Genomic DNA, 21,420 nt, shown 5'->3' with positions numbered 1-21,420 from the left:
ATTCAAAGTTAAATAAAAGTTTATTAAATTATTAAGAGTTTATTAAATATATACCCAATAATTTCATTATAAAATAAACCCATTACTTTTTAATAAACTAAAGATAAACTAAATATAAATAAAAGTTAGTTAAGTATTTTTATATCACCAGAAGAAACATCAAGTTTAATTTTATTTTTGTCATTTACTACAACGCCTTGAAGTTTGTGTCCACCATCTTTTCCAGAAACAGTTATTGGGAAGTCTGTTGTTATATCCCCAGAACTTGCCACAGCATCTAAATCGAATTCTGCAGACTTAGGAAGTGTAAGTGCAATTTCACCGGAGGAAGAGTGCACATTTATATTATTGTTAAAATCTGCATATTCTATATTTGTATCGCCAGAAGAATTTTCTGCCGTTAAATCACCACTAAATGCATTAATATTAATAGATCCTGACGATGAATCCAATGTGGTGGTTTTAGTAGTTAATTTGTCAGCTTTTAAATCCCCTGAACTACTTAAATAATTAAAAGTATCCGCATTAATATTGTTCATTTTTAAATTTCCAGAGCTTAGATTACATTGAAGCTTATTAAGTTTATAATCATTAACGTTTATGTCTCCTGAAGAGGATACTAGCTTAATATCTTTATTGTAATCAGCTGGAATATATACATCAAGTTTAAGATTTGAGCTAAAAAAAACAAAATTGATGTGAGGTTCAACTTGCTTTATAACTAAAGTGTTACCAGATTTATAACATTGAATTTTTGAATTTGTATACTTATTGTTTGAGGTCATATCTCCATATAAATGGGCTTTAAGCTGTGAAGTACCTTCTGGAATTATATTTATATCGCTAGAAGAAACATCCACATATATCTCATTTATACCAGAAAGGTTTGAAGTTTTAGAATCATTTACACTAGTATGGTTAGAATGTGTTCCTTTCATTAAATTTGTACCTGTTCCCAATATTATCAAAGTCCCAAGTCCCAATGTCACAAACATTATTCCTAAAAGATATATTACTACTTTCTTAATATTAAATTTTTCAATAAACTTCATAATTGTTGTCACCTACCCTTTATAATTTTTAGATTCCAATTTATATATTTAACTGTTCCCCTATAAAAATATTTGCATACGTACCACATACCTATTAAAAATAATAAACCAAGTGCCGTGATTCCAATTCCAAGAAATATTATTCCAATACCTGATATTCCACTTGGTACATTAATATATACTGGAAAAAGCGGTGCTAAAATAGTTCCTATTATAATCCCAATTCCAGAGATAACTATTGCAATAGCTGCACAGAGTAACCCTATAATTACGCCAACTATACCAAGGTATGGCCCCAAAATGAATATAAGATTGAATAATAACAAACCACAAACAGCAATTATAGGTACAATAATTGGATTATCTTCTTCTTTTTTATCCTTTGGAACTTCATTATTTTCTTGTTTACTTGATGTTCTGTATTGATTAGCTATGTTATTGGGGTCACCTAGTTCTTCTATTAATTCATATTCACTTTTACCATTTTGTTCACCTACTCTAAAATGTTCCTCATAATCGTATAATATTTCTTTTTTCTCTTCATCTTTGAAATCACTAAGAGCCGCTTCTAAGATGTGTAAAAATTCAGTTTTATTCATTTAACCCATCCTCCATCACAATACTATTGACTTCTTTCACATAATCAAACCATTCTTTTAAAAGTTCTTCTTTTGTACTTTTACCAAGTTCTGTTAGCCTATAATACTTTCTAGGAGGCCCTTCTTGAGATTCCTGAAGATAGGTTGTAAAATAGCCCTCCTTATTAAGTCTTCTAAGTATTGGATAAATAGTACCATCAGAAATTTCAATGCTTTTTGAAATTTCATTTACTAATTCATATCCATAACAATCTTTTTTATCTAACACAGCTAACACACAAAGCTCAAGAATACCTTTTTTTAATTGTGTATTCATATATAATCATACTCCTCCCAAGTCACAGTTAACTGTTTATCCTATGACTACCATCCTTAACACTCCCATCTTCTTCAAAGTGGGAGATAACGGCTGCTACGTCTCTGGATAACGATTTCTAAGTTTCAGATGGATGACCTATGGCCTAAAAACTCCACCTAAAACTAAGAATTCTGTTTATATTTCCCAATATAAATACTATATCACTTAGTACTATTTATTGCAAGATACTAAATAATATTTATTAGCTTTACTATAAATATTGTAGATAAAAAAAACATCCCCTATAGAATTTTATTCCTAGGTAGATGTTTTTGCTTTGATTTTCATATAGAAAAATCGAATTATTTATATACTTTTTCTCCACTTTCTATTGCACTTACAGGACATACATTGACACATAAATGACAACCCACACATTTTTCTTTTATTATTGAAGGTTCTCTACTCTCGCTGTTCCATTTTATTGCTTGATGTCCCCCATCATAACATGAAATATAACATCTTCCACATCCAACACAAGTTTCTTTAATAAATTTAGGATATACAACATAATCTCTATCTAATTTATCTGCTGTAACTATGTTTTTTAACGCTATTCCAACTAAATCTTCTAGTTTTTCAAAACCTTTATCTTCCATATATAAACTAATACCACTTATCAAATCTTCAATTATTCTATACCCATACTGCATTACTGATGTTGTTATCTGTAGATTTGTAGCTCCTAGACTTAAAAATTCAACTGCATCACTCCAAGTTTCTATTCCTCCCATACCACTTATTGGGACATTCTTCAACTTTTCATTTTGAGCCAAATCATTAATAAACCTTAATGCTATTGGTTTAACAGCTTTACCTGAATACCCTGATACCGCTGATTTTCCATTTATTATTGGAAAGGGAGTAAGTGTATCAAGATCAATCCTTGTTATACTTTTAATTGTATTTATTGCTGCAATACCGTCTGCCCCTCCTTCAATTGATGCCGCTGCTGGTATTACCATGTTTCCAAGATTAGGTGTCATCTTTGATAGTATTGGTAAATGCGTTCCTCTTCTTGTTGCTTCACAATACTTTTTAACTAATTCTGAATTTTGTCCTACATCTGCTCCCATTGCTTCACTAGTCATTTGTGGGCAAGAAAAATTACACTCTATTATATCAACACCAGCTTCTGTTACAAGCTTTGCAAGTTCTGTCCATTCATTTTCATTTTCACCCATTATTGATGCAACTATTATCTTATTTGGATAATCTGCCTTTAATTTTTTTAACCAAACTAAATTTTGTTCTAGCGTATGATCTGAAATTTGTTCCATATTTTTAAAGCCCATAAAGGGCGTATTTTCTTTACTTATCACGTCAAAACGTGGTGAGACTTCATTTGGCACATAAAAACCTATTGTTTTAAAAACAACTCCACCCCAACCCATTTCTAGTGCCTTTGCACACATTTCATAATTACTTCCAACTACAGAAGATGAAAGAAAAAAAGGATTTTCACACTTAATTCCACAAAATTCTATAGACAAATCTTTACTCATTTTACAGCCTCCTTGTATTTCCTACTTTGTTGCAGCTGGGAATATTATGGCTCTAGTAACCATCAGCTAAATTTTCTTGAATCATTCTTATTTTTATTGGTCTGTCAATCTTGCCTCTTGTACACTTTCTTTGGCAATACATTTTATTTTCACATGCTTCTCCGCACTGCCCACTTTTTTCTAAAGCTTTATTTGCTTTTAAAGCAGCTCCTTTATAGTTATCCATCCTTAAAGACATAATTATAGCTGCTGGATTTTTTTTAACTGGACAAGCACTACTACACGGTGGTTCATGACATAATAAACATCTTGCTGCTTCTTCTCTTAGCATAATAGCATTTAATTTCCCCATATTTTCCTCCTACTTGTATAAATTTTATTATTGTGATTTTCTCAATATATAACAGTTAAATTCATAATAGTTAGAAATTGCAAAGTGCAAGTTAAAGATTTTCATCATAGCTAAAGCTAGATAAAAAGATTAAAGAAAGCCTTCGTCTAGATGGAAGGATTGACGAGGCCAAGGCCGTCAAAAGTGAGAGAAGTTACTTTGCATTCGGTAAAAGATGAATTTCATAGTTTAAAGTAATTGGACTTATATATTTTAAACCGTAGGTTTGGGTTTTAGGCGAAGCTTCATGGAAACAGCTATCTACTTAAGTTTTTAGTACTACACAAAGTTTAAACTCGAGGTCCATGACCTTCGGTCAAAAAATGAAGTGCAAAATACTTTAGATTATAACTTATTAATTCAAAGATTTTTCGTAGCATCGCGGAGAAAAATCATCCATAGCTTTTTTCCACGGAAAACCCATCACCTTTGACTAGCAAAGCGCCTGTCAAACCCTTCACCTCGCTTTGGCGACCCTTCACCTTTTCACCGCGAAGCATAGGTGAAAACCATTCGCACGTACTTCTCAATTTCTCACTATTTAGAACAAACTTATTAAACTCTTGCTTTTCTCTTAATAAAATTTCCCCATCCTGGCTTTCCTAAAAATTCTCCATCTTTAAATACCAAATTTCCTCTTGAAAAAGTCATATCAATGTACCCATTAAATTTTGTGCCTTCCCAAATAGTATGGTCTACATCTGAATGCATATTATCTTTTGAAACTGTAAATTCCTTATTAGGGTCATATATTACTATATCTGCATCCGCACCCACTGCTATTGTTCCCTTTTCAGGTGCACATCCATAAATTTTAGCAGGATTTGCTGAACATAGTTCAACTACTTTGTTGAAGGACAATCTTCCCTTATTTGCTTCACTTAACATATATGGATACATATTTTCAATGCCCATACAACCATTAGGTATTTTCGTAAAATCATCTTTTCCCCAATCTTTTTCATAACTTTGGAAAGGACAATGATCTGTAGCAATTGTAGCTATATCACCACTTTTTATTCCCTGCCACAATGCATCTTGACTTTCTTGACCTTTCATTGGAGGTGAACAGACAAAGTTTCTTCCGTCCTCCCTCTTATATACATCACTTGTGAAATGAAGATATTGAGGACAAGTCTCTGCATATATCTCATAACCCTCATCTCTTGCTCTTTTAACTTCTTCCATACCCTGTTTATTTGCAAGATGTACAAGGTATAATGGTGTATTTAAGGATTTTGCCCAATGGATAGCACGAATATCAGCTTCAGCTTCAACAAATTCTGGACGTGAAAGATAGTGATACCATGCTGATGTTTTTCCTTCTTTTAAAAATTGTTCTGTTCTCATATCAATAAGATCTGGGTTCTCAGCATGTACAGCAATAATAGCTCCAACTTCTTTAGCTTTTTCTAATACTTTACACATTACTCCATCGTCTACCATCAAGCCTTCTTTCTTATAAACCATAAATACCTTAAAGCTTGATATTCCAAAATCAACTGCGGCTTTAAACTCATCAAGTACCTCAGGTCTTAAATCAGTTATAGCTACATGAAAGGCATAATCTACACAAGCCTTGGGTGCACAAAGTTTATTTCTTCCTTCAGCCGTTTGTATGATTCCATCACCTTTTTGTTGAAGTGCAAAATCAAAAACAGTTGTAACCCCACCACATGCTGCTGCTCTAGTACCTGCCTCATAACTATCTGCAGATATAGTTCCTCCAAAAGGCATTTGCAAATGTGTATGAACATCCAGTGCGCCAGGAAGCACATATTTACCACTAGCATCGATGACCTCAGCATTATCAGAATTTATGTTAGCTGCTATCATAACAACTTTTCCGCCTTCAATTCCTATATCTCCTTTATAAGTATCAAAAGCAGTTATAATGGTTCCATTTTTAATTACTTTATCCATTATGACTTCACCTCATTTTTATTTTTTTATATTATCTCTTCCTTTGGTTCTTCATTGGTTTTTACTATATTTTTAGTAGGACTTAATACAAAATAAATTATAAAAGCTAATGCAAAACCTACAAACCAAGAATAATCAGATACACCGCTTAAACTAGGAACTATCTTTCCAATAAGTGCGCCAAAAACTCCTATTATTAAGGCAATTATTGCACTTGGATTAAAACCTTTTTTATATGAATATTCTCCAGTAGTACTGTAGAGATCTTTTAAATTTAGATTTGTTTTTCTACAAACCCAGTAGTCACAAATTATTATTGCAGCTATTGGTCCAAGTATTCCTGAATAAGTTCCAAGCCATGTAAAAATATATCCTGATGGATCTGCAAGAAGTCTCCATGGCATTATTAGTATGCCAATTATACCTGTTATAAGTCCTCCTGTTTTAAAGCTTATATGCTTTGGAAAACAATTTGAAAAATCATAAGCTGGTGATACTGTATTCGCAGCTATATTAACTGAAAGTGATGCAATAACTATTCCAAAGAAACCTATAAATAATGCAATTGGATTTGTAAATTTTGAAACAACTTCTACAGGATCCCACATTGCTTTTCCATATACTATAGTACTAGCAGAAGTTATCATTATTCCCATAGCTGAAAATATTGTCATTGTTACTGGCAGTCCTATTGCTTGCCCTTTCATCTGTTGTTTTTGACTTTTAGCGAATCTAGTAAAGTCTGGTATGTTAAGTGATAGCGTTGCCCAGAATCCTATTGTGCCCGTAAGTGATGGTATAAATGCTTTCATAAACTGTCCTGTGCTTGTAAATTTACTTGGAGTACTTAATAATGGTCCAAATCCTTTTGCTGCCACTATCATCCATGCAAGTAATATAAATGCCAAAATCATAACTAATGGTGCAGACCAGTTTTCAAATTTCTTTATTAAATCCATGCCTTTATATATTACGAATATTTCAATTCCCCAAAATATCATAAATGTGATTGCAGCTGAAAGTGATAAACCTGCAATTTGAAAGCTTCCTCCTATATTTTTAAATCCTGGAATCAATGCAGAAACTAAAACATTTAAGGCACTTCCTCCTATATATGTGTTTATTCCAAACCAACCACAGGCAACTATTGCCCTTAGCACTGCTACAATATTAGCTCCTTTAGTTCCAAAAGATGCTCTTGCGAAAACAGGAAATGAAATTCCATATTTTGCTCCTGGATGAGAATTGAGAAGCATTGGTATTAGAACTATAAGATTTCCAAGTGTTATTGTTAGTAGTGCCTGAAGCCAGCTCATGCCAAGTGCTATAAGGCTTCCTGCCATAGTATAAGTAGGAACACAGTGGGCCATTCCAACCCAAAGTGCTGTGTAATTATAAGTATTCCAATTTCTATCCTTTAATTTTATTGGTGCTAAATCTTCATTATATAGGCTACTTGAACTCACGTCTTCTTTTAATTCATACATCTCTTCTTTCATTATAATCACTCCTGATTTTATATTTTTACCACTGTAAATTTTCAAATGATTCACTATAAGTTTCTAAAATTACTTTTTATCTATATCTAAGAGCGTTTGTAGTAGCACGTTAGCTCCTTTTAAGCAGTCATCAAGTTCTGTTTTTTCTATTTCACAATGGCTATTTCCACCAATACTTGGAACAAATATCATAGTTGTAGGTACCATGTCAGCTACAAACTGAGCATCATGTCCAGGACCACTGTACATTCTCATATTAGAATAACCGTAAAGATTTGCATTTTTTTCAACATAATCTACGAATTCATTATTATAGCTAACAGTCTTACGTGACCACAATTCTTTGTAGCTAACCTTACACTTTGCAAGTTCAGAAGGAATTCTTCTAATAACTTCAACAACTTGTTTTACTACTTCTGGATCTTGATGTCTTGCATCCAATGTAAATTTAACATCATCTGGTATTATTGTGTGCACATTTGGCGAACAAACAATTCTACCAGTAGTGTAAACCAGCTTATCATCAAGTTTATCAAGTTCTCTATGAAGATACTGAATAGCCTCAGAAGCTGCTAAAAGAGCATCCCGTCTCATTTTCTGTGGAACAGTTCCGGCATGACCTGCCTGACCTATAAATTGGAATTCATAATTCACCATTCCAACAACGCCTTCTACAACTCCGATATCCATTTTTGCTGCTTCAAGCACTGGCCCTTGCTCAATATGAAGTTCTAAAAAAGCCTTATAATCCTTAGCATTCATTCTGTTTTTTTCATCACCCTTATATCCACTTGCATCCAAGGCATCTTTAAAGGTTATTCCATCTATATCCTTTGACGCTAGCATCTTGGTTTTATCAAATTTACCAGTAATAACACCTGATGACATCATAGCAGGATCAAAGCGCGCCCCTTCTTCATTTGTCCATATCATAACTGTAATAGGATGACGGTGTGGAATCTTTTCTGTAACTATTGTTTCAGCTACCTCCATTGCAGTCAATACACCTAAAATACCATCGTAGTTTCCACCTTGTACTACCGAATCACAATGTGATCCCATTGCAATATGTGGAAGATCTTCCGTTCCTTTAAATGTTGCATACACATTTGCCATATCATCTGTTAAAATTTCTGCACCAACTGTTTTCATTCTCCTGAAAAATTCTGCTCTTGCTTGAAGATCTGCTTCTGATAATGCTAACCTTGTTACTCCACCCTTTCCGGTATCTCCAAATTTACTAAATGTAACAATCTTATCTTCCATTCTTTTTCTGTCACAGCTAATATTCTGCATTTTTACCACATCCTCTTTTATTTTTTTATATATTCATCAACAAAACACATTACCTTATCAAAAATTCCTATTGCTTCTCTAAGCTCTGCTTCTGTAATAGTAAGTGGTGGAGCTATCATTATGTTATTTTCATGGGAATAAGTTGAAAAACCTTTTTCTTTTAGCATTCCAATAATTCTTGGCATGATTTTTTCTGGATCTTTACCATAAGGAACTAGTGCCTCCCTTGTTACTTTATCTTTGACAAGTTCAACTGCTGAAAATAACCCAATATATCTTACATCTCCAACTGATGGATGTTTTTCCTTAATATCTTCTAAAAGTTTACCAAGTATTTTACCAAGGTCTTTGCTATTTTCAACTAGTTTTTCTTCTTCATAAACCTCTAAAGTTGCAATTCCAGCTGCACAGCTAAGAGGATGAGCGTTGTAAGTCAAACCACACATAAGGGTATTATTGTCAAAATATTCTGATATTTTTTTATCTACTAATACACCTCCAAGTGGTACGTATCCACAAGTTATACCTTTAGCAAAGGTTATAAGGTCTGGTTTAACATCCCAATTGTTACAGGCAAACCACTCACCAGTTCTTCCAAAGCCTGTCATTACCTCATCACATACCATCAGTATTCCAAACTCATCACATATTTCTCTTATGCCTTTAAGATATCCCTTTGGAGGTATTATTACTCCATTACTTCCTGTTACAGTTTCTAAAAATATTGCTGCAACACTTTCTTCTCCTTCATATATTATCTGCTCTCTTAATTTATCTACATAATATTTTGATGCGGCTTCTTCACTTTTAAACTCAATACCGGCTCTATAAATATAAGGATCAAAGAATTTTACAAATCCCGGTATTCCAGGCTCACAAGTATATCTCCTGGGTTCACCTGTTAAATTTGCAGCCCCATAACTAGCACCGTGGTATGAACGATATCTAGAAAATATTTTATTTCTTCCTGTAAACATTTTAGCTATTTTAATTGCATTTTCATTTGAGTCTGCTCCTCCAAGTGTAAAGAAAACTTTTCCCATATTATCTGGAGCCTTTTCTATTACTTTTTGTGCCAATATAGATCTTACATCTACAGCATATGCTGGTCCCATAAATGGCATTTTATCTGCTTGATCTTTAATAGCTCCAATTATTTTTTTGTTTCCATGCCCTACATTTAAATTTACAAGCTGAGAAGACATATCAAAATATCTTTTACCCTCACTGTCCCAAAAATAAATTCCTTCTGCTTTTTCTATTACCTGAGGATTTAAACTTCCTTGAGCACTCCAAGAATGAAGATTATATTTCTTATCAAAATTCTTTATTTCTTCTGCTGTTACGTTATTACACTCTAAAACTGACATTATTTTTTCCTCCCCTAATCCCTAAAATTAATATATTTTTTCGTAAATATTTATTATTTCTTGTAAACTTGGTTTTCTAGGATTAAATAGTACACTGCCGCTTACAATAGCATCTTCAGCTAACTCTTTAATACTTTCCTTCAAAACCCCAACTTCTCTTAAGGATTTTGGAAGCCCTGTCTCTAAAAATAAATTTTTTATAGCTTCTATGGCTAAGTAACTGCCATCATTTGTTGATAAACCCTCTACATTTTCTCCCATAGCTACTGCAACCTTAACTAATTTTTCCTTACATGCAGGCCTGTTAAATTCCATTACCATTGGAAGAAGTAATGCATTTGCAAGGCCATGTTCCACATCAAAGTAGGCACCCAGTGGCCTTGCCATAGCATGTACTAATGCTACCGAAGCATTGCTAAATGCAAAACCAGCGTACATTTGTCCTATGAGCATATTTTCTCTTGCCTTAATATTTTCACCATCTAACACAGCTTTGGGTAAATTTTCACTTATAAGTTCTATAGCTTTAATGGCATATATTTCTGTCATAGGTTGACTAACCTTAGAAATATATGCTTCTATTGCATGCGTGAGTGCATCCATTCCTGTTGCTGCTGTTACATGTTTTGGCATCATAACTGTGAGACAAGGATCTAAAATTGCAACTTTAGGAATTATAGCTTCTCCTCCAATTAACATTTTTATCTTTCTATCCGTATCAGTTATTACTGTGAATTTGCTAATTTCACTGCCAGTTCCAGCAGTTGTGGGTATTGCAATTATAGGAAGTCCTAATTTATCAAGCGGATTTTTTTCATAATCTGTAATGTCTCCTGAATTTGTACACATAGCACTAATTCCTTTAGCTGCATCCAGTGCACTTCCTCCGCCTAAAGCTACGATTGTATCTATACCTTCTGCTTTGGCTTTTTCTGCTCCTATCCTTACAGTCTTTACACTTGGATCTGATTCAACTTCATCAAAAATTAAAACCTCTAGCTTATTCTCTTTAAGACTTTCAACAACTTTTTGTAGTGCTCCAGTTCTTTTAGAAGAATTCCTTCCTGTAACTATCATAATTTTTTTCCCATAACCTACAGCTTCTTTTCCAACTGAAATTATAGAACCTACTCCATAAATTATTTTCACAGGACTTTGAAAAATAGAATAACTCATCTTTTCACCTCTACAATAAATATTTATCAATATTTAAAGATAAAATTATTAAATCATCAAATTTGATAGGATTATAATATCATATTGTTAATTTAAATCCTATGTCCATGCTAAACAAATATTTTGAACTTTTTTTGTGCACTATTCATGAATTTTTAAATTCCAGTCATTTTTTAATCAATCCAAATCAAGAAAACGCCCTATTTTAAGACATAACATTATATTAAACATAGTTTTATCATCTTTAAGATCGCATTCAAGTATTTCTTCTATTTTATTTATTCTATATTTCATAGTATTTCTATGGATAAAAAGTTTCTCAGCAGCATTACCTATATTCCTGTTTTCATCAATATATATTTGAAGAGAATTCAACATATCCTTTGAATCACTTTTTTCATAGCTGTTTAATTTTCCTAAAATTTCATTATATAAATTTATCATTGGTTCTTGATTTTCCATACTAAGAAACAATTTATAAATCCCAAGTTTTTTACAATTACCTATGCTATTTTTTCCTTTTAATTTTCTAATTATTTCTATTGAATTCTTAGCTTCCATTACAGCCCATTTAAATTCACTTAAGCCGTTTGCCTTTTCGCCTATGCCAATACTTACAGTTAGACATTTAAAGTTTTTTGTCATTTCGCTATTAATAGAGCTTGCTATTTTGTCTAAAAAATCTATACGTTTTAAATTTTTATCCGCAGAAATCATAAAATAAAAGGACTCTCCTTGGATCATGTACATATACTTTTTGTTGTACTCTTTTATAACACCATCAATTATTTGCATTATATTTTCTTTGATTTCTAGTATTTTTTCTTCCTTATCTATATTGTTCTTTTTAAGATAAATGCTGAAATCATCAATGTTTACCATCAATGCATAATAACTCTTTTTTAGGTTATAACCATAATTTACCGCTCTATTTATGATTTCATCGGTTATAACTACTTTGCCAAATATAAGCTCATTCATAAAACTGTTTATAGATTCTTCTTGAATTTTACTGGCAAAAATTTCTCTGCATATTATATGGGTTATTTCTATAAGTTTTACTGCAAATGGCAATTCAAATATTGGAAAGTTTAGATTGTCTGCAAGCTCAATGACTTCCTTAGGTGTTTTTTTAATATATGGTCCTACGTTTATAACAAGTCCAGAAAGCTTTTTTTTATCCACATCCTTAACAAGCTTTAAAAGGGCCTCCTTGTTATCTTGTATTGTTACACCTGTAATAAAAAGAAGTTCTCCACCCTCTACCCATTCAACTACTTCTGGCAATTCAATTACATGAACCCAAGTTATTATTCTATTTACTCCTCCGCCTCCGGCCACTAGCTTCATCTTTTCCATACCTGGCATTAATAACATGTCCTTACAAGTGAACAATTTTTTTCATCTCCCTTATTAAAAAGTTTATATTTTGTATAATAATAAATTTTATTTTTTAATTTTGCTAATCATTTTGATAAATTAGAAATAATATTATCTATTTATTATCAAAAAGTCAATACTTTTATAGATATATAATTGTTTTTGCAATGTTTTATATAACCTGTATAGTATATTCATACAAATTTTACTTAAATTTCAGCAACGTAAAAAACTATGATAGTTGTGCTATTTCTACCATAGTTTTTAACCGCCAATATATATTCATACATATATATCAGAAAATTCAATTTTAATCTTCTCCACATTATCGTTTAAGCTTTCACTATTATTTACAAAACCTACACTCTCATTAATTTTTACAGGCAATTTTATAATAAATTCACTTCCAATTCCCAATTCACTTTTTACTTCAATTTTACCATCTTGCATTTCAACTAGCGATTTTACAAGACATAATCCTATTCCACTACCCTCTGCATCTCTTGTCAATGAATTATCTACCTGAACGAAATTATCAAATATATTTTCTAACATATCTTTAGGTATTCCACAACCTGTATCCTTTACAGAAATAAATATATGGTCTCCTTCATCATGTATATTTACATATATACTCCCACCATATTTTGTAAATTTTATAGCGTTTGACAGCAAATTTAGCAAAATCCTTTCTAACTTCTCTGAGTCACAAGAAATTACCTTCTCCTCCACATCTGTATCAAAAGTAAGTTCCAAATTCTTTAAATTTGCAAATTCTACTACAGATAAACTTATATCTTCAATCACTTTAACAACATCTTCATTTTTAAATTTCATGGTATAAAAACCAAGTTCTATCTTATTCATGTCAATTATGTTATTTGTTATTCTAATTAATCTATAACAGTTTTGTTTCATTATGTTAGAATATTTAAGAAATGTATCATTTGTAGGAGGACATTTATTTTTGTCATAGATATTTTCCAAAAGTTGTACAGAACTGAATATAATATTCAGTGGTGTTTTTAATTCATGTGATACCGTTGCAAATAGTTGAGTTTTTAATTTATTGCATTCTTCTGCTTGTCTTAACAATATATTGTTTCGCAATATTTCAAACTCCAATTTTTCAGATGTACCTTTCAATTTCAATTGTTCATAACCGAATTTTGAAAGTTCATTTGCAATTATAAATAGTGCTTCTGCAGCAGCTTCAATGTTTTTTCTAGTTGTGACCTTTACTTTTTTCACTGATTTAAGAATCTGTTCTTCGTTAGCACCAATTCTTCTTGCAATGTCCCTAAATTTAGTCTCATCTAGGCTTGAATCTAAAATTTGTCCTCCAAGTATAGTTCCTATTTGTTTGCCACATACCATAATGGGCATTGCAAAATCTACTAACCCTGCATGACATTCGTGAATATATGGTTTTCCTGATTTAGCTGCTATTTCCCCAGCAACACGGTGAGATTTTGCACATTCATGATCCCCAACATAGGTGGAATGTATAAAATTAATGCAATATTCAGTATAGGCACTGGGTCTAGTTACTGGATTCCCTTTTCTATCTACTGTAACACTTGCTATGTCCATACTTTTAGCGAAATTATCCTGAAATTTTTGAAGCAAATCTATATCCATGAGATCACATAGTTCTAATGAATCTATATCTATGTTTTTATCAGTGCTCATTTCACCCATCACAACTCCCCCAAAGTTTTTTTAACTCTCTAAATATAATTTTTTAATAGCTTTAATGTTATTAGACTTTATTTTCTATATTTACTTTTATAATCCTTATATTTACTCATATTGTTATTTTAAAACATTTTTTCCCACTTGTAACTATTTATTTAAAACTTAATTAAGAAATTCAAACAATATTCTACATAAAGCATATTTAAAAAATAAATAGTTTGTATTTTATTTAATATTCATAAGTGTTACAATTATATAACAAATTAATTTAGGCGCATTCAAAAAAATAACTAGTTCTCATACCAGTATATTTTTTGAATGTGCCTTGTAGAGGTGATAACTAATGTTAAAAATAGGTTCACATGTTTCGATGAGTGGAAAAAATATGCTTTTAGGCTCTGTAATAGAAGCCATTTCTTATGGTTCAAATACATTTATGGTATACACAGGAGCACCTCAAAACACTTCTAGAAAGCCAATTGATCAGCTTAGAATTAATGAGGCAATAGAAAAAATGAACAGTAGTGGAATTGATGAAATTGTAGTGCATGCTCCTTATATAATAAATATAGGCAATAGTATAAAGCCAGAGACCTTTGAACTTGGAGTTAATTTCTTAAGAGAAGAAATTAACAGAACTACTGCTTTAAAAAAGGCGAAAAACCTTGTTTTACATCCTGGTGCCCATGTTGGTGCAGGAGAAGATATTGGAATAAAAAAAATTATAGAAGGCCTTAATGAAGTATTAACCAAAGATCAAACTGTAAATGTTGCTCTTGAAACTATGGCTGGTAAAGGTTCTGAATGTGGAAAAACCTTTGATGAACTTGCCCGTATTATAGATGGAGTAAAATACAATGATAAACTTACAATTTGTCTTGATACATGTCATATAAATGATGCCGGTTATGATGTTGTAAATAATTTTGATGGAATTTTAAATGAATTTGATAACATAATTGGACTAGATAGATTAAAGGTAATTCATTTGAACGATAGTAAAAACCCTATGGGAAGTAGAAAAGATAGACATGAGATGATAGGTTTTGGACATATAGGTTTTGATGCCTTATGTTATGTTGCAAACCATGAACTTCTAAAAAATGTTCCAAAAATTTTAGAAACACCATATCTTTCTAATGACCTAGGAGATAAAAAACCTCCATATAAATTTGAAATTTCAATGCTTAAAGCTAAAACCTTCAATGAAAATATAAAAAATGATATTTTTTCTGAAATTTAGACAGCATTTATACTTTTTATTTAGTTACCCCTTGAAAAATTACAGATTTCGTTTTATTATTAAATTGTAATAATTGTTTTGTAATAGTTATTATAATTTATATAGGTGGTGATTAACATGAAACCTGTAACTATGTTTGTAACTAGTTGGTGTCCGTACTGTAAACAAGCGCTTTCTTTTATGGATACCTTAAAGAGTGAAAATCCTAAATATCAGGATATTGATATTAAAATAATTGATGAAGAACTTGAGCCTGAGATTTCAAAGAAATATGATTATTACTATGTTCCTACATATTATGTTGATAACGTAAAATTACATGAAGGTGTTCCTTCAAAGGATATAGTAACTGCAGTATTTGAAAAAGCTCTTGAAAATTAATTATACAAACATTAAAAGCGAATTCCTAAAAATCCGCTTTTAATGTTTTATATACATTCATTAATAATTTTTTCATATTCCTTAAAGCTGCGTATTATGTCTAACATATTGTCTTCTTTTCCAACATCCTTGAATTTTTTATCAAGCTCCACTGCTTTCTTAAACATGTCTAATGCACCATCAATAACATTAAATTCACAAAAAATTCTACACTTACTATAATATGCATCTGCAAAATTCTCATCTAATTTTATTGTCTTGTCAAAACATTCAATGGCATCATGAAATTTGTTTTGAAAACATAAAGCATAACCTTTAGAATTGTAATACCACGCTATATTTCTTGATTTTTTTATGATTGAATTAAGAAATTCTATTTCTTCCTCATATTTATGTTGTGCATGCAAACTTTCGGATAAATAATAGTACGCATCTTGTGACTGTTTAATGTTAATATATTTTTTAAAAGCAACTTCAGCTTCATAGTAATTGTGCAAATAATAATTGCTTATTCCCTTTCCAAACCATCCATAAGGATAAGTTGTTGGCGCTATTCCAATTACCTTGTCATAAATCTCTAATGCTTCTTCATTTTTATTAAGTCCAAACAATGCATTTCCTTTATTCGTTAAGATATAGTAATCATTATTATCCTTTTCAATTCCTATATTGCTAAACTTTAATGCATTTTCATAATCTCTAAGCTCATTGTATGCCCAGCTTATGTTGTTTATAGTACTAACAGATACCCTTTCTCCTTCTCTTTCATAAACTTTCAATAAAAAATCTACTGCTTTTTTAGCCTTGCCTTCATTTATAAAGTCACTAGAAATTTTATATGTTATATTGTCTTTTTTATTTCTTATTTCTTGATTTTCAGGATTAATGTGAAGAGCTTTTTCATAACAATTTGAGGTCTCAATTAACTTGTTCATTTTTATAAATATATTACCTAAATGTATATAACACAAATCCAATTCCACTTTGTTATTATCAATAATATTTAAGAGGGTTTGCTCTGCTTTTTCATATTTTTTTAAATTTTCGTATATTAAAACTTCCAATATAACTTTGTATTTAATTTTTTTATATTTATGGTTTCTATATAAATCATGATATTTAAATGTTTTTAAAGCTTCTAGCTTTTTGTTTATTTTTAAAATTTTTTCGTTGTCAGATTTTTTAAAAACAATGTTATTAGAATTTAAATCAATATATATACCTGCTATATAATTTTTCATAATGAGCTGCTGCAAATCTAAGGCCACAAAGTTTGTTGGCTTTTTTACAATTTTAGCTATATCTTCAATACTGGTTTTGCCAGCATCTGAAATTAGTCCATTATAGATATGAAGCCTGTTCATTTTTTTATTTTTACTTCTCCCTTTTATAAACATAAAAATACCTATAAGAGTTAAAATTAAGCAAGTTATGCTAGTAGAAATTCTACTACCATCTGAGTCTTTTGAAAAAAATATATAAATGGTCATAATTAAAAAAAAGCATGCAATAATTATTCCTACTAAAGTTAATATTCTTCCAATAAATTTATTCAATATAACTTTTAATTTAAATACTTCCACGTACACATTCCCTCTTTCATAAGCATATAATTATCCTAATTCTTTTATATACCACGCATCACACCCAAAATGTTCTGTTTCAATAATAGGTTTATCTAGTTTTATGAATCCATGCTTTTTATAAAACTTATTAGCAGCTTCCATGGAGTTTAAGGTTTCAAGGTAACATCTTGAAAAATTCTTTTCAGCAAATTTAAGCGCAATATCTACTAGTTTTCCTGCAATGCCAGTTCCACGTGCTTCCTTTACTAAATACATCTTTTGAAGCTCGCATACACCTTCAATTCCTACCACTTCACCTATGCCACATCCACCTAAAATTTTTCCATTGTGTTCAACTATAAAATATTCTCTATTTTGATTTTTATAAAACTCAGATAACTTTGAAAGATAAGGATCAGCCCAAGCGAATCCATCTCTATTAGCACCAAATTCTATAAGACATTCCCTTATTATTTCCTCTATCCTTTTGTTATCATTTTTATCAATTTCTCTTATGTTCATAAAATCACCTTTCTAATGGTCTCTTAAGTATTGTAACACTTGGATAAAACCCATATCTTTCATAAAATCCAAAAACCTTCTCATTTCCGGCTGATACCCCTATTATCTTTGATGAGACTTTACTTTCATCCATCCATTTTAATGAACTAGTTATAAGTTTGTCCCCTATTCTAAAGCTTCTAAATTTAGGTTCAACATATATAGATTCTATTTCTCCCACATTTTCATCATTAATAGAACTTATACAATATCCCACAACTTCATTTAAAATCTTTGCCATATATATCTTTAATTTTCCATTAGCACTCTTTTTTATTAATCCCTTTTTTCTATCTTCAAATGTAAATTTTGAATATTTTTCTTTAAAGTGCTTGGAATTGTTTTTGTGATGTTCATTTAATTTTTCCCATAATAATCCTACTTCATGTAATAATTCAACATCCCCTTGTATATACTCTATATCCATATTCATGAAAAAACATCTCCTTATTAATCATCACTGTCATCCTCATCTGTACTTAACGTGCCACAATCTTTAATCTTGCTACTGCTATCTACATATAATACATAATAAAAATGTGTCTTTATATCTGAACCTTTTTTATAAGTTCTCTTGTAAGCTTCAACTTTACCGTTTAGAGCACCAACATCTTTGTGCACAATTTTGAAAAACTTTTTAGTAACATCTACAGTATCTGAAATTTTTCCATTTTGCCGTGCTTCAAACCTAGCATGTACTATTCCGTTAAGAGTTCCAGTACCAACATAATAGCTATCCTCTGGCACTAAATCATAAGTCCCAATAAGTTGCTGATTAGTTTCCGTGTATCCGTCTAAAGCCTCAAGATGAGTAGGATTCATAATAATCAAAGCCACAATTACCACAATACCTATAGCAATAGCAATTATAATATTCATTTTAGTATTTTTACCCACTGTACTATCTGTAATTTTATTTTGGGATTTATATTTTGTATACTTATTGTATTTTTTATTACTCAAAATTTTAATCACCTCATTCAATAAAAGTTGGCGCATACATACACGTGTTTCCTGTAACAAGTTTACCTAGCCTTGTATATATACCTGCAAACTCTTTTCCTGTTATATATGTACCAATTATAGGATAAACAGAGTCGCGTTTCTTTCCCATATTACTATACACATTCTGTTCTAAATTTAAAATCTCTACTCTCTCTTGAAATATATAATTTTCTTCTGGCAATTCTTTAAGCTCACAAGCAAATTTAACACCTATGCCTTCTCGTGAGAGTACTGGTTTTATAATGTAATCAAATGTATTAAGTTCACCTACTTCAACACTTGTTCTTGGTATATATTTTAATATAGCTTTCTTTTCTTCTTCATCATACAGTCCTTGCTTTAAAAATTCATACATAACTGCAAAAAATGCTTTTGATTGCGAAACAATTGTATGCACTGGATTAATAGATAGTGTATTTTTCAATGCATCCATTAAATGTCCAATATTTTCTTTTTTAAAGAAATCCAATGGATAATATCTGTACACGGCATCTAATTCTTTGCCAAATAAACTTAGTTTTCCATTCTCCGAAACCTTACAATCATAAATGCTACCTATCACAAACTCATAAGGCAAATCCTTAACAATCTTATATATGGCATTTGCTGTGTACCAATCCTCATAATATGTACTGGACAATATGCCTATGATTTTTATAATATGAATAGCCTTATAGTCCTCAACAATCTTTTTAAATTGCCTTATTATTTTTTCCTTTAAATCTTCATTGCTGCTTTCCTTGCTTATATTTAACTCTTCTATTATTATTTTGTCTAAAAACATACTTTCTACAAGCCCTGCCGGGGTCTCTGAATTTATTTCAAGAAGCTTTAAGTTTCCAGCGAAATCTATAGCCCAATCCATTCTAGCTAAAAATACAAATTCATTAGTAAATCTATCTTTAGCAATTCCCTTTAATTCTCTTATTCCTAATATATCTGCAAAATATTCTATGTTATCTAGAACTATGTTTTGAGTCTTATCCAGTATCTGTGACAACTTTTCCGTAGCGTATACAAGTTCTTCATACTTTTGTCTTCTAAGTTCTACATAATCTAAACTTATATATTCATTATTCATAGCATATCTTCCTGTAAAATCAGCTTCAAACATTGCTCTTTCAGTTACCTTGTTCCAAAGATTCTTTCTATTTTTAACATCAATTGCCTTAATTTGAATCACATCACTTTTTACTCCAATTGGAGTTATAAAAGTATTCTCATCTTCAGTTAAGTATCCATCACTCCATCTAATTGCTGCTCCACTAAATTTACCTTCAATTAAAAAACAACCAATATTAGCAAATGCTTTTACTGGAAATAAAAAATTGCCATCTGGACTATAAAAGGTATCACTATTCCTTATTTCACAAAAGTCTTGAATAATAAACGGCTTGTTACAATTTTTAACATATTCATAAACTTCAATCCATTCATCCTGTGAATACATATTTCCTATGAATACATCTACACTGTATCTTCCGTATACAGGCTTTATAACAATTTCATCCTTATGTCTAAGGATATACTCTTTGTAAAGCTTGTCAAAACTTTTTGTATATGGGAGTGTTTTTAAAATTGTGTTAATTTCTTCTTTTGATAATCTAGAATCTTTGTTCTCTACTAACTTCCACAGATATGTATAGAGATTCTTACACTGTCCAATTATTACTCTTGGATCATTGATGATATCTACCCTACCCATGTCAAATGCGTGAAGTATTTTATTAAAATCATTTATTTCACAGCTATATTCTGTAGGAAATAATCTAAGAATTACATCTATTTTCTTTTTAAAGGCTATTACCTCATCATCTTCAACACATAAATTTTTAGGTCCAACTCTAATAAATTTAACATTGTCAAGTTCTAATTCACTTTTAAGTAAAAAGGTTAATAATTCTTCTTCATAATGGCATGGATCAGCAAGAAGAGCAACTCTATACATTTCCTTTTTAGGTTGTCTTTCAATAGCACATTTTAAAGCCTGTTTCAAATAGTCTCTAAACTCAGCATTTATATTATTGTAGACCTTCATATCACCTGTAATAAGTATTTCTCTTTCTGCACAAGGCTTGTCATAATTAAATTCGCTATAGAATATACCACCGTCTTTTTTAAGAAAGCCATCATATCTTACCCAAAAAACTTTCTGAAAAGGCCTTTTTAAGTTAAGAATCTGTTCCTTGTATTTAAAATCTGGTATGTATTCTATAAAATCCGAAAATGTACTGTTTATATTATTTATAATCCTCAATACTAGCCCATTTAAAACTATTGAAGTATCTACAAATTGCCTGTACTCTTCATTTGTAATATAAAAAGGATTTTTTGAATAAATATTATCTTTTCTTTTAGAATGAAGCATGAAATATTGAAATAAAAATTTATCAGATAATTTATCATACATAATATAAA

19 protein-coding genes are annotated in these 21,420 nt (G+C 30.8%); 2 read left to right on the top strand and 17 right to left on the bottom strand.

The features are described 5' to 3' along the window. Nucleotides 1–125: 125 nt before the first annotated feature. From B8978_RS11800 to B8978_RS11745, 12 genes are all read right to left on the bottom strand, one after another. Nucleotides 126–1,052: a DUF4097 family beta strand repeat-containing protein gene (locus B8978_RS11800; protein WP_084116232.1), complete on the bottom strand. Its 927-nt coding sequence runs from the start codon at nt 1,050–1,052 to the stop codon at nt 126–128. Between the two features lie 8 nt (nt 1,053–1,060). Continuing rightward, nucleotides 1,061–1,651: an HAAS signaling domain-containing protein gene (locus tag B8978_RS11795; RefSeq protein ID WP_084116231.1), complete on the bottom strand. Its 591-nt coding sequence runs from the start codon at nt 1,649–1,651 to the stop codon at nt 1,061–1,063. After that, nucleotides 1,644–1,967: a PadR family transcriptional regulator gene (locus tag B8978_RS11790; RefSeq protein ID WP_084116230.1), complete on the bottom strand. Its 324-nt coding sequence runs from the start codon at nt 1,965–1,967 to the stop codon at nt 1,644–1,646. Before B8978_RS11790 ends, B8978_RS11795 begins: the two co-directional genes overlap by 8 nt. A gap of 344 nt (nt 1,968–2,311) precedes the next feature. Beyond that, the gene (preA, locus tag B8978_RS11785; protein WP_084116229.1) at nt 2,312–3,514 is read right to left on the bottom strand and encodes an NAD-dependent dihydropyrimidine dehydrogenase subunit PreA; all 1,203 of its coding nucleotides are present in this window, start codon (nt 3,512–3,514) and stop codon (nt 2,312–2,314) included. Between the two features lie 52 nt (nt 3,515–3,566). Continuing rightward, on the bottom strand, nt 3,567–3,866 hold the full coding sequence (locus tag B8978_RS11780) for a hypothetical protein (RefSeq protein ID WP_084116228.1): 300 nt from the start codon (nt 3,864–3,866) through the stop codon (nt 3,567–3,569). Nucleotides 3,867–4,460: 594 nt separating this feature from the next. Next, complete coding sequence (gene hydA / locus B8978_RS11775; RefSeq protein ID WP_084116227.1) at nt 4,461–5,828, bottom strand: dihydropyrimidinase; 1,368 nt, start codon at nt 5,826–5,828, stop codon at nt 4,461–4,463. Between the two features lie 26 nt (nt 5,829–5,854). Next, nucleotides 5,855–7,327 (bottom strand): NCS1 family nucleobase:cation symporter-1, encoded by a 1,473-nt coding sequence (locus tag B8978_RS11770; protein WP_084116226.1) that lies wholly within the window; start codon nt 7,325–7,327, stop codon nt 5,855–5,857. 69 nt (nt 7,328–7,396) lie between these two features. After that, nucleotides 7,397–8,623 (bottom strand): Zn-dependent hydrolase, encoded by a 1,227-nt coding sequence (locus B8978_RS11765; RefSeq protein ID WP_084116225.1) that lies wholly within the window; start codon nt 8,621–8,623, stop codon nt 7,397–7,399. Nucleotides 8,624–8,640: 17 nt separating this feature from the next. Further along, nucleotides 8,641–9,993 (bottom strand): aminotransferase class III-fold pyridoxal phosphate-dependent enzyme, encoded by a 1,353-nt coding sequence (locus tag B8978_RS11760; protein ID WP_084116224.1) that lies wholly within the window; start codon nt 9,991–9,993, stop codon nt 8,641–8,643. A 27-nt stretch (nt 9,994–10,020) separates the two neighbouring features. Then, nucleotides 10,021–11,169: an iron-containing alcohol dehydrogenase gene (locus B8978_RS11755; protein ID WP_084116223.1), complete on the bottom strand. Its 1,149-nt coding sequence runs from the start codon at nt 11,167–11,169 to the stop codon at nt 10,021–10,023. A gap of 177 nt (nt 11,170–11,346) precedes the next feature. Beyond that, the gene (locus B8978_RS11750; RefSeq protein ID WP_242950545.1) at nt 11,347–12,564 is read right to left on the bottom strand and encodes a PucR family transcriptional regulator; all 1,218 of its coding nucleotides are present in this window, start codon (nt 12,562–12,564) and stop codon (nt 11,347–11,349) included. A gap of 267 nt (nt 12,565–12,831) precedes the next feature. Continuing rightward, the gene (locus tag B8978_RS11745; protein ID WP_084116222.1) at nt 12,832–14,250 is read right to left on the bottom strand and encodes a sensor histidine kinase; all 1,419 of its coding nucleotides are present in this window, start codon (nt 14,248–14,250) and stop codon (nt 12,832–12,834) included. Between the two features lie 340 nt (nt 14,251–14,590). Between B8978_RS11745 and B8978_RS11740 the strand changes: the two genes are divergently transcribed. Both B8978_RS11740 and B8978_RS11735 read left to right on the top strand, forming a co-directional pair. Then, on the top strand, nt 14,591–15,490 hold the full coding sequence (locus tag B8978_RS11740) for a deoxyribonuclease IV (RefSeq protein ID WP_084116221.1): 900 nt from the start codon (nt 14,591–14,593) through the stop codon (nt 15,488–15,490). Nucleotides 15,491–15,607: 117 nt separating this feature from the next. Continuing rightward, nucleotides 15,608–15,871, top strand: a complete 264-nt coding sequence (locus B8978_RS11735; RefSeq protein ID WP_084116220.1) for a glutaredoxin domain-containing protein — start codon at nt 15,608–15,610, stop codon at nt 15,869–15,871. 47 nt (nt 15,872–15,918) lie between these two features. On the opposite strand, the gene B8978_RS11730 is transcribed toward B8978_RS11735, so the two are convergent. From B8978_RS11730 to B8978_RS11710, 5 genes are read right to left on the bottom strand one after another with little or no spacing between them, the layout of a single operon-like run. Beyond that, nucleotides 15,919–17,454, bottom strand: coding sequence for a tetratricopeptide repeat protein (locus tag B8978_RS11730; RefSeq protein WP_084116219.1), 1,536 nt, complete (start codon nt 17,452–17,454; stop codon nt 15,919–15,921). A gap of 30 nt (nt 17,455–17,484) precedes the next feature. Continuing rightward, nucleotides 17,485–17,958, bottom strand: a complete 474-nt coding sequence (locus B8978_RS11725) for a GNAT family N-acetyltransferase (RefSeq protein ID WP_084116218.1) — start codon at nt 17,956–17,958, stop codon at nt 17,485–17,487. A 4-nt stretch (nt 17,959–17,962) separates the two neighbouring features. Continuing rightward, nucleotides 17,963–18,430: a GNAT family N-acetyltransferase gene (locus tag B8978_RS11720; RefSeq protein ID WP_084116217.1), complete on the bottom strand. Its 468-nt coding sequence runs from the start codon at nt 18,428–18,430 to the stop codon at nt 17,963–17,965. 17 nt (nt 18,431–18,447) lie between these two features. Beyond that, nucleotides 18,448–18,960 carry a hypothetical protein gene (locus B8978_RS11715; RefSeq protein WP_084116216.1) on the bottom strand — a complete coding sequence of 171 codons (513 nt, stop codon included), beginning with the start codon at nt 18,958–18,960 and terminating at the stop codon, nt 18,448–18,450. Nucleotides 18,961–18,973: 13 nt separating this feature from the next. Further along, nucleotides 18,974–21,412, bottom strand: a complete 2,439-nt coding sequence (locus B8978_RS11710; protein ID WP_084116215.1) for a glutathionylspermidine synthase family protein — start codon at nt 21,410–21,412, stop codon at nt 18,974–18,976. Nucleotides 21,413–21,420: the final 8 nt, after the last annotated feature.

The sequence above is a fragment of the Clostridium acidisoli DSM 12555 genome (assembly GCF_900176305.1).
GTDB classification, from domain to species: domain Bacteria; phylum Bacillota; class Clostridia; order Clostridiales; family Clostridiaceae; genus Clostridium_I; species Clostridium_I acidisoli.
This window is presented reverse-complemented; position numbering and strand designations above follow the sequence as displayed.

Excerpts from the sequence above, each read along its gene's own strand:
- B8978_RS11800 (WP_084116232.1), bottom strand. The coding sequence starts at position 1,052 with ATGAAGTTTATTGAAAAATTTAATATTAAGAAAGTAGTAATATATCTT.
- B8978_RS11795 (WP_084116231.1), bottom strand. The coding sequence starts at position 1,651 with ATGAATAAAACTGAATTTTTACACATCTTAGAAGCGGCTCTTAGTGAT.
- B8978_RS11790 (WP_084116230.1), bottom strand. The coding sequence starts at position 1,967 with ATGAATACACAATTAAAAAAAGGTATTCTTGAGCTTTGTGTGTTAGCT.
- preA (WP_084116229.1), bottom strand. The coding sequence starts at position 3,514 with ATGAGTAAAGATTTGTCTATAGAATTTTGTGGAATTAAGTGTGAAAAT.
- B8978_RS11780 (WP_084116228.1), bottom strand. The coding sequence starts at position 3,866 with ATGGGGAAATTAAATGCTATTATGCTAAGAGAAGAAGCAGCAAGATGT.
- hydA (WP_084116227.1), bottom strand. The coding sequence starts at position 5,828 with ATGGATAAAGTAATTAAAAATGGAACCATTATAACTGCTTTTGATACT.
- B8978_RS11770 (WP_084116226.1), bottom strand. The coding sequence starts at position 7,327 with ATGAAAGAAGAGATGTATGAATTAAAAGAAGACGTGAGTTCAAGTAGC.
- B8978_RS11765 (WP_084116225.1), bottom strand. The coding sequence starts at position 8,623 with ATGCAGAATATTAGCTGTGACAGAAAAAGAATGGAAGATAAGATTGTT.
- B8978_RS11760 (WP_084116224.1), bottom strand. The coding sequence starts at position 9,993 with ATGTCAGTTTTAGAGTGTAATAACGTAACAGCAGAAGAAATAAAGAAT.
- B8978_RS11755 (WP_084116223.1), bottom strand. The coding sequence starts at position 11,169 with ATGAGTTATTCTATTTTTCAAAGTCCTGTGAAAATAATTTATGGAGTA.
- B8978_RS11745 (WP_084116222.1), bottom strand. The coding sequence starts at position 14,250 with ATGGGTGAAATGAGCACTGATAAAAACATAGATATAGATTCATTAGAA.
- B8978_RS11740 (WP_084116221.1), top strand. The coding sequence starts at position 14,591 with ATGTTAAAAATAGGTTCACATGTTTCGATGAGTGGAAAAAATATGCTT.
- B8978_RS11735 (WP_084116220.1), top strand. The coding sequence starts at position 15,608 with ATGAAACCTGTAACTATGTTTGTAACTAGTTGGTGTCCGTACTGTAAA.
- B8978_RS11725 (WP_084116218.1), bottom strand. The coding sequence starts at position 17,958 with ATGAACATAAGAGAAATTGATAAAAATGATAACAAAAGGATAGAGGAA.
- B8978_RS11720 (WP_084116217.1), bottom strand. The coding sequence starts at position 18,430 with ATGAATATGGATATAGAGTATATACAAGGGGATGTTGAATTATTACAT.
- B8978_RS11710 (WP_084116215.1), bottom strand. The coding sequence starts at position 21,412 with ATGTATGATAAATTATCTGATAAATTTTTATTTCAATATTTCATGCTT.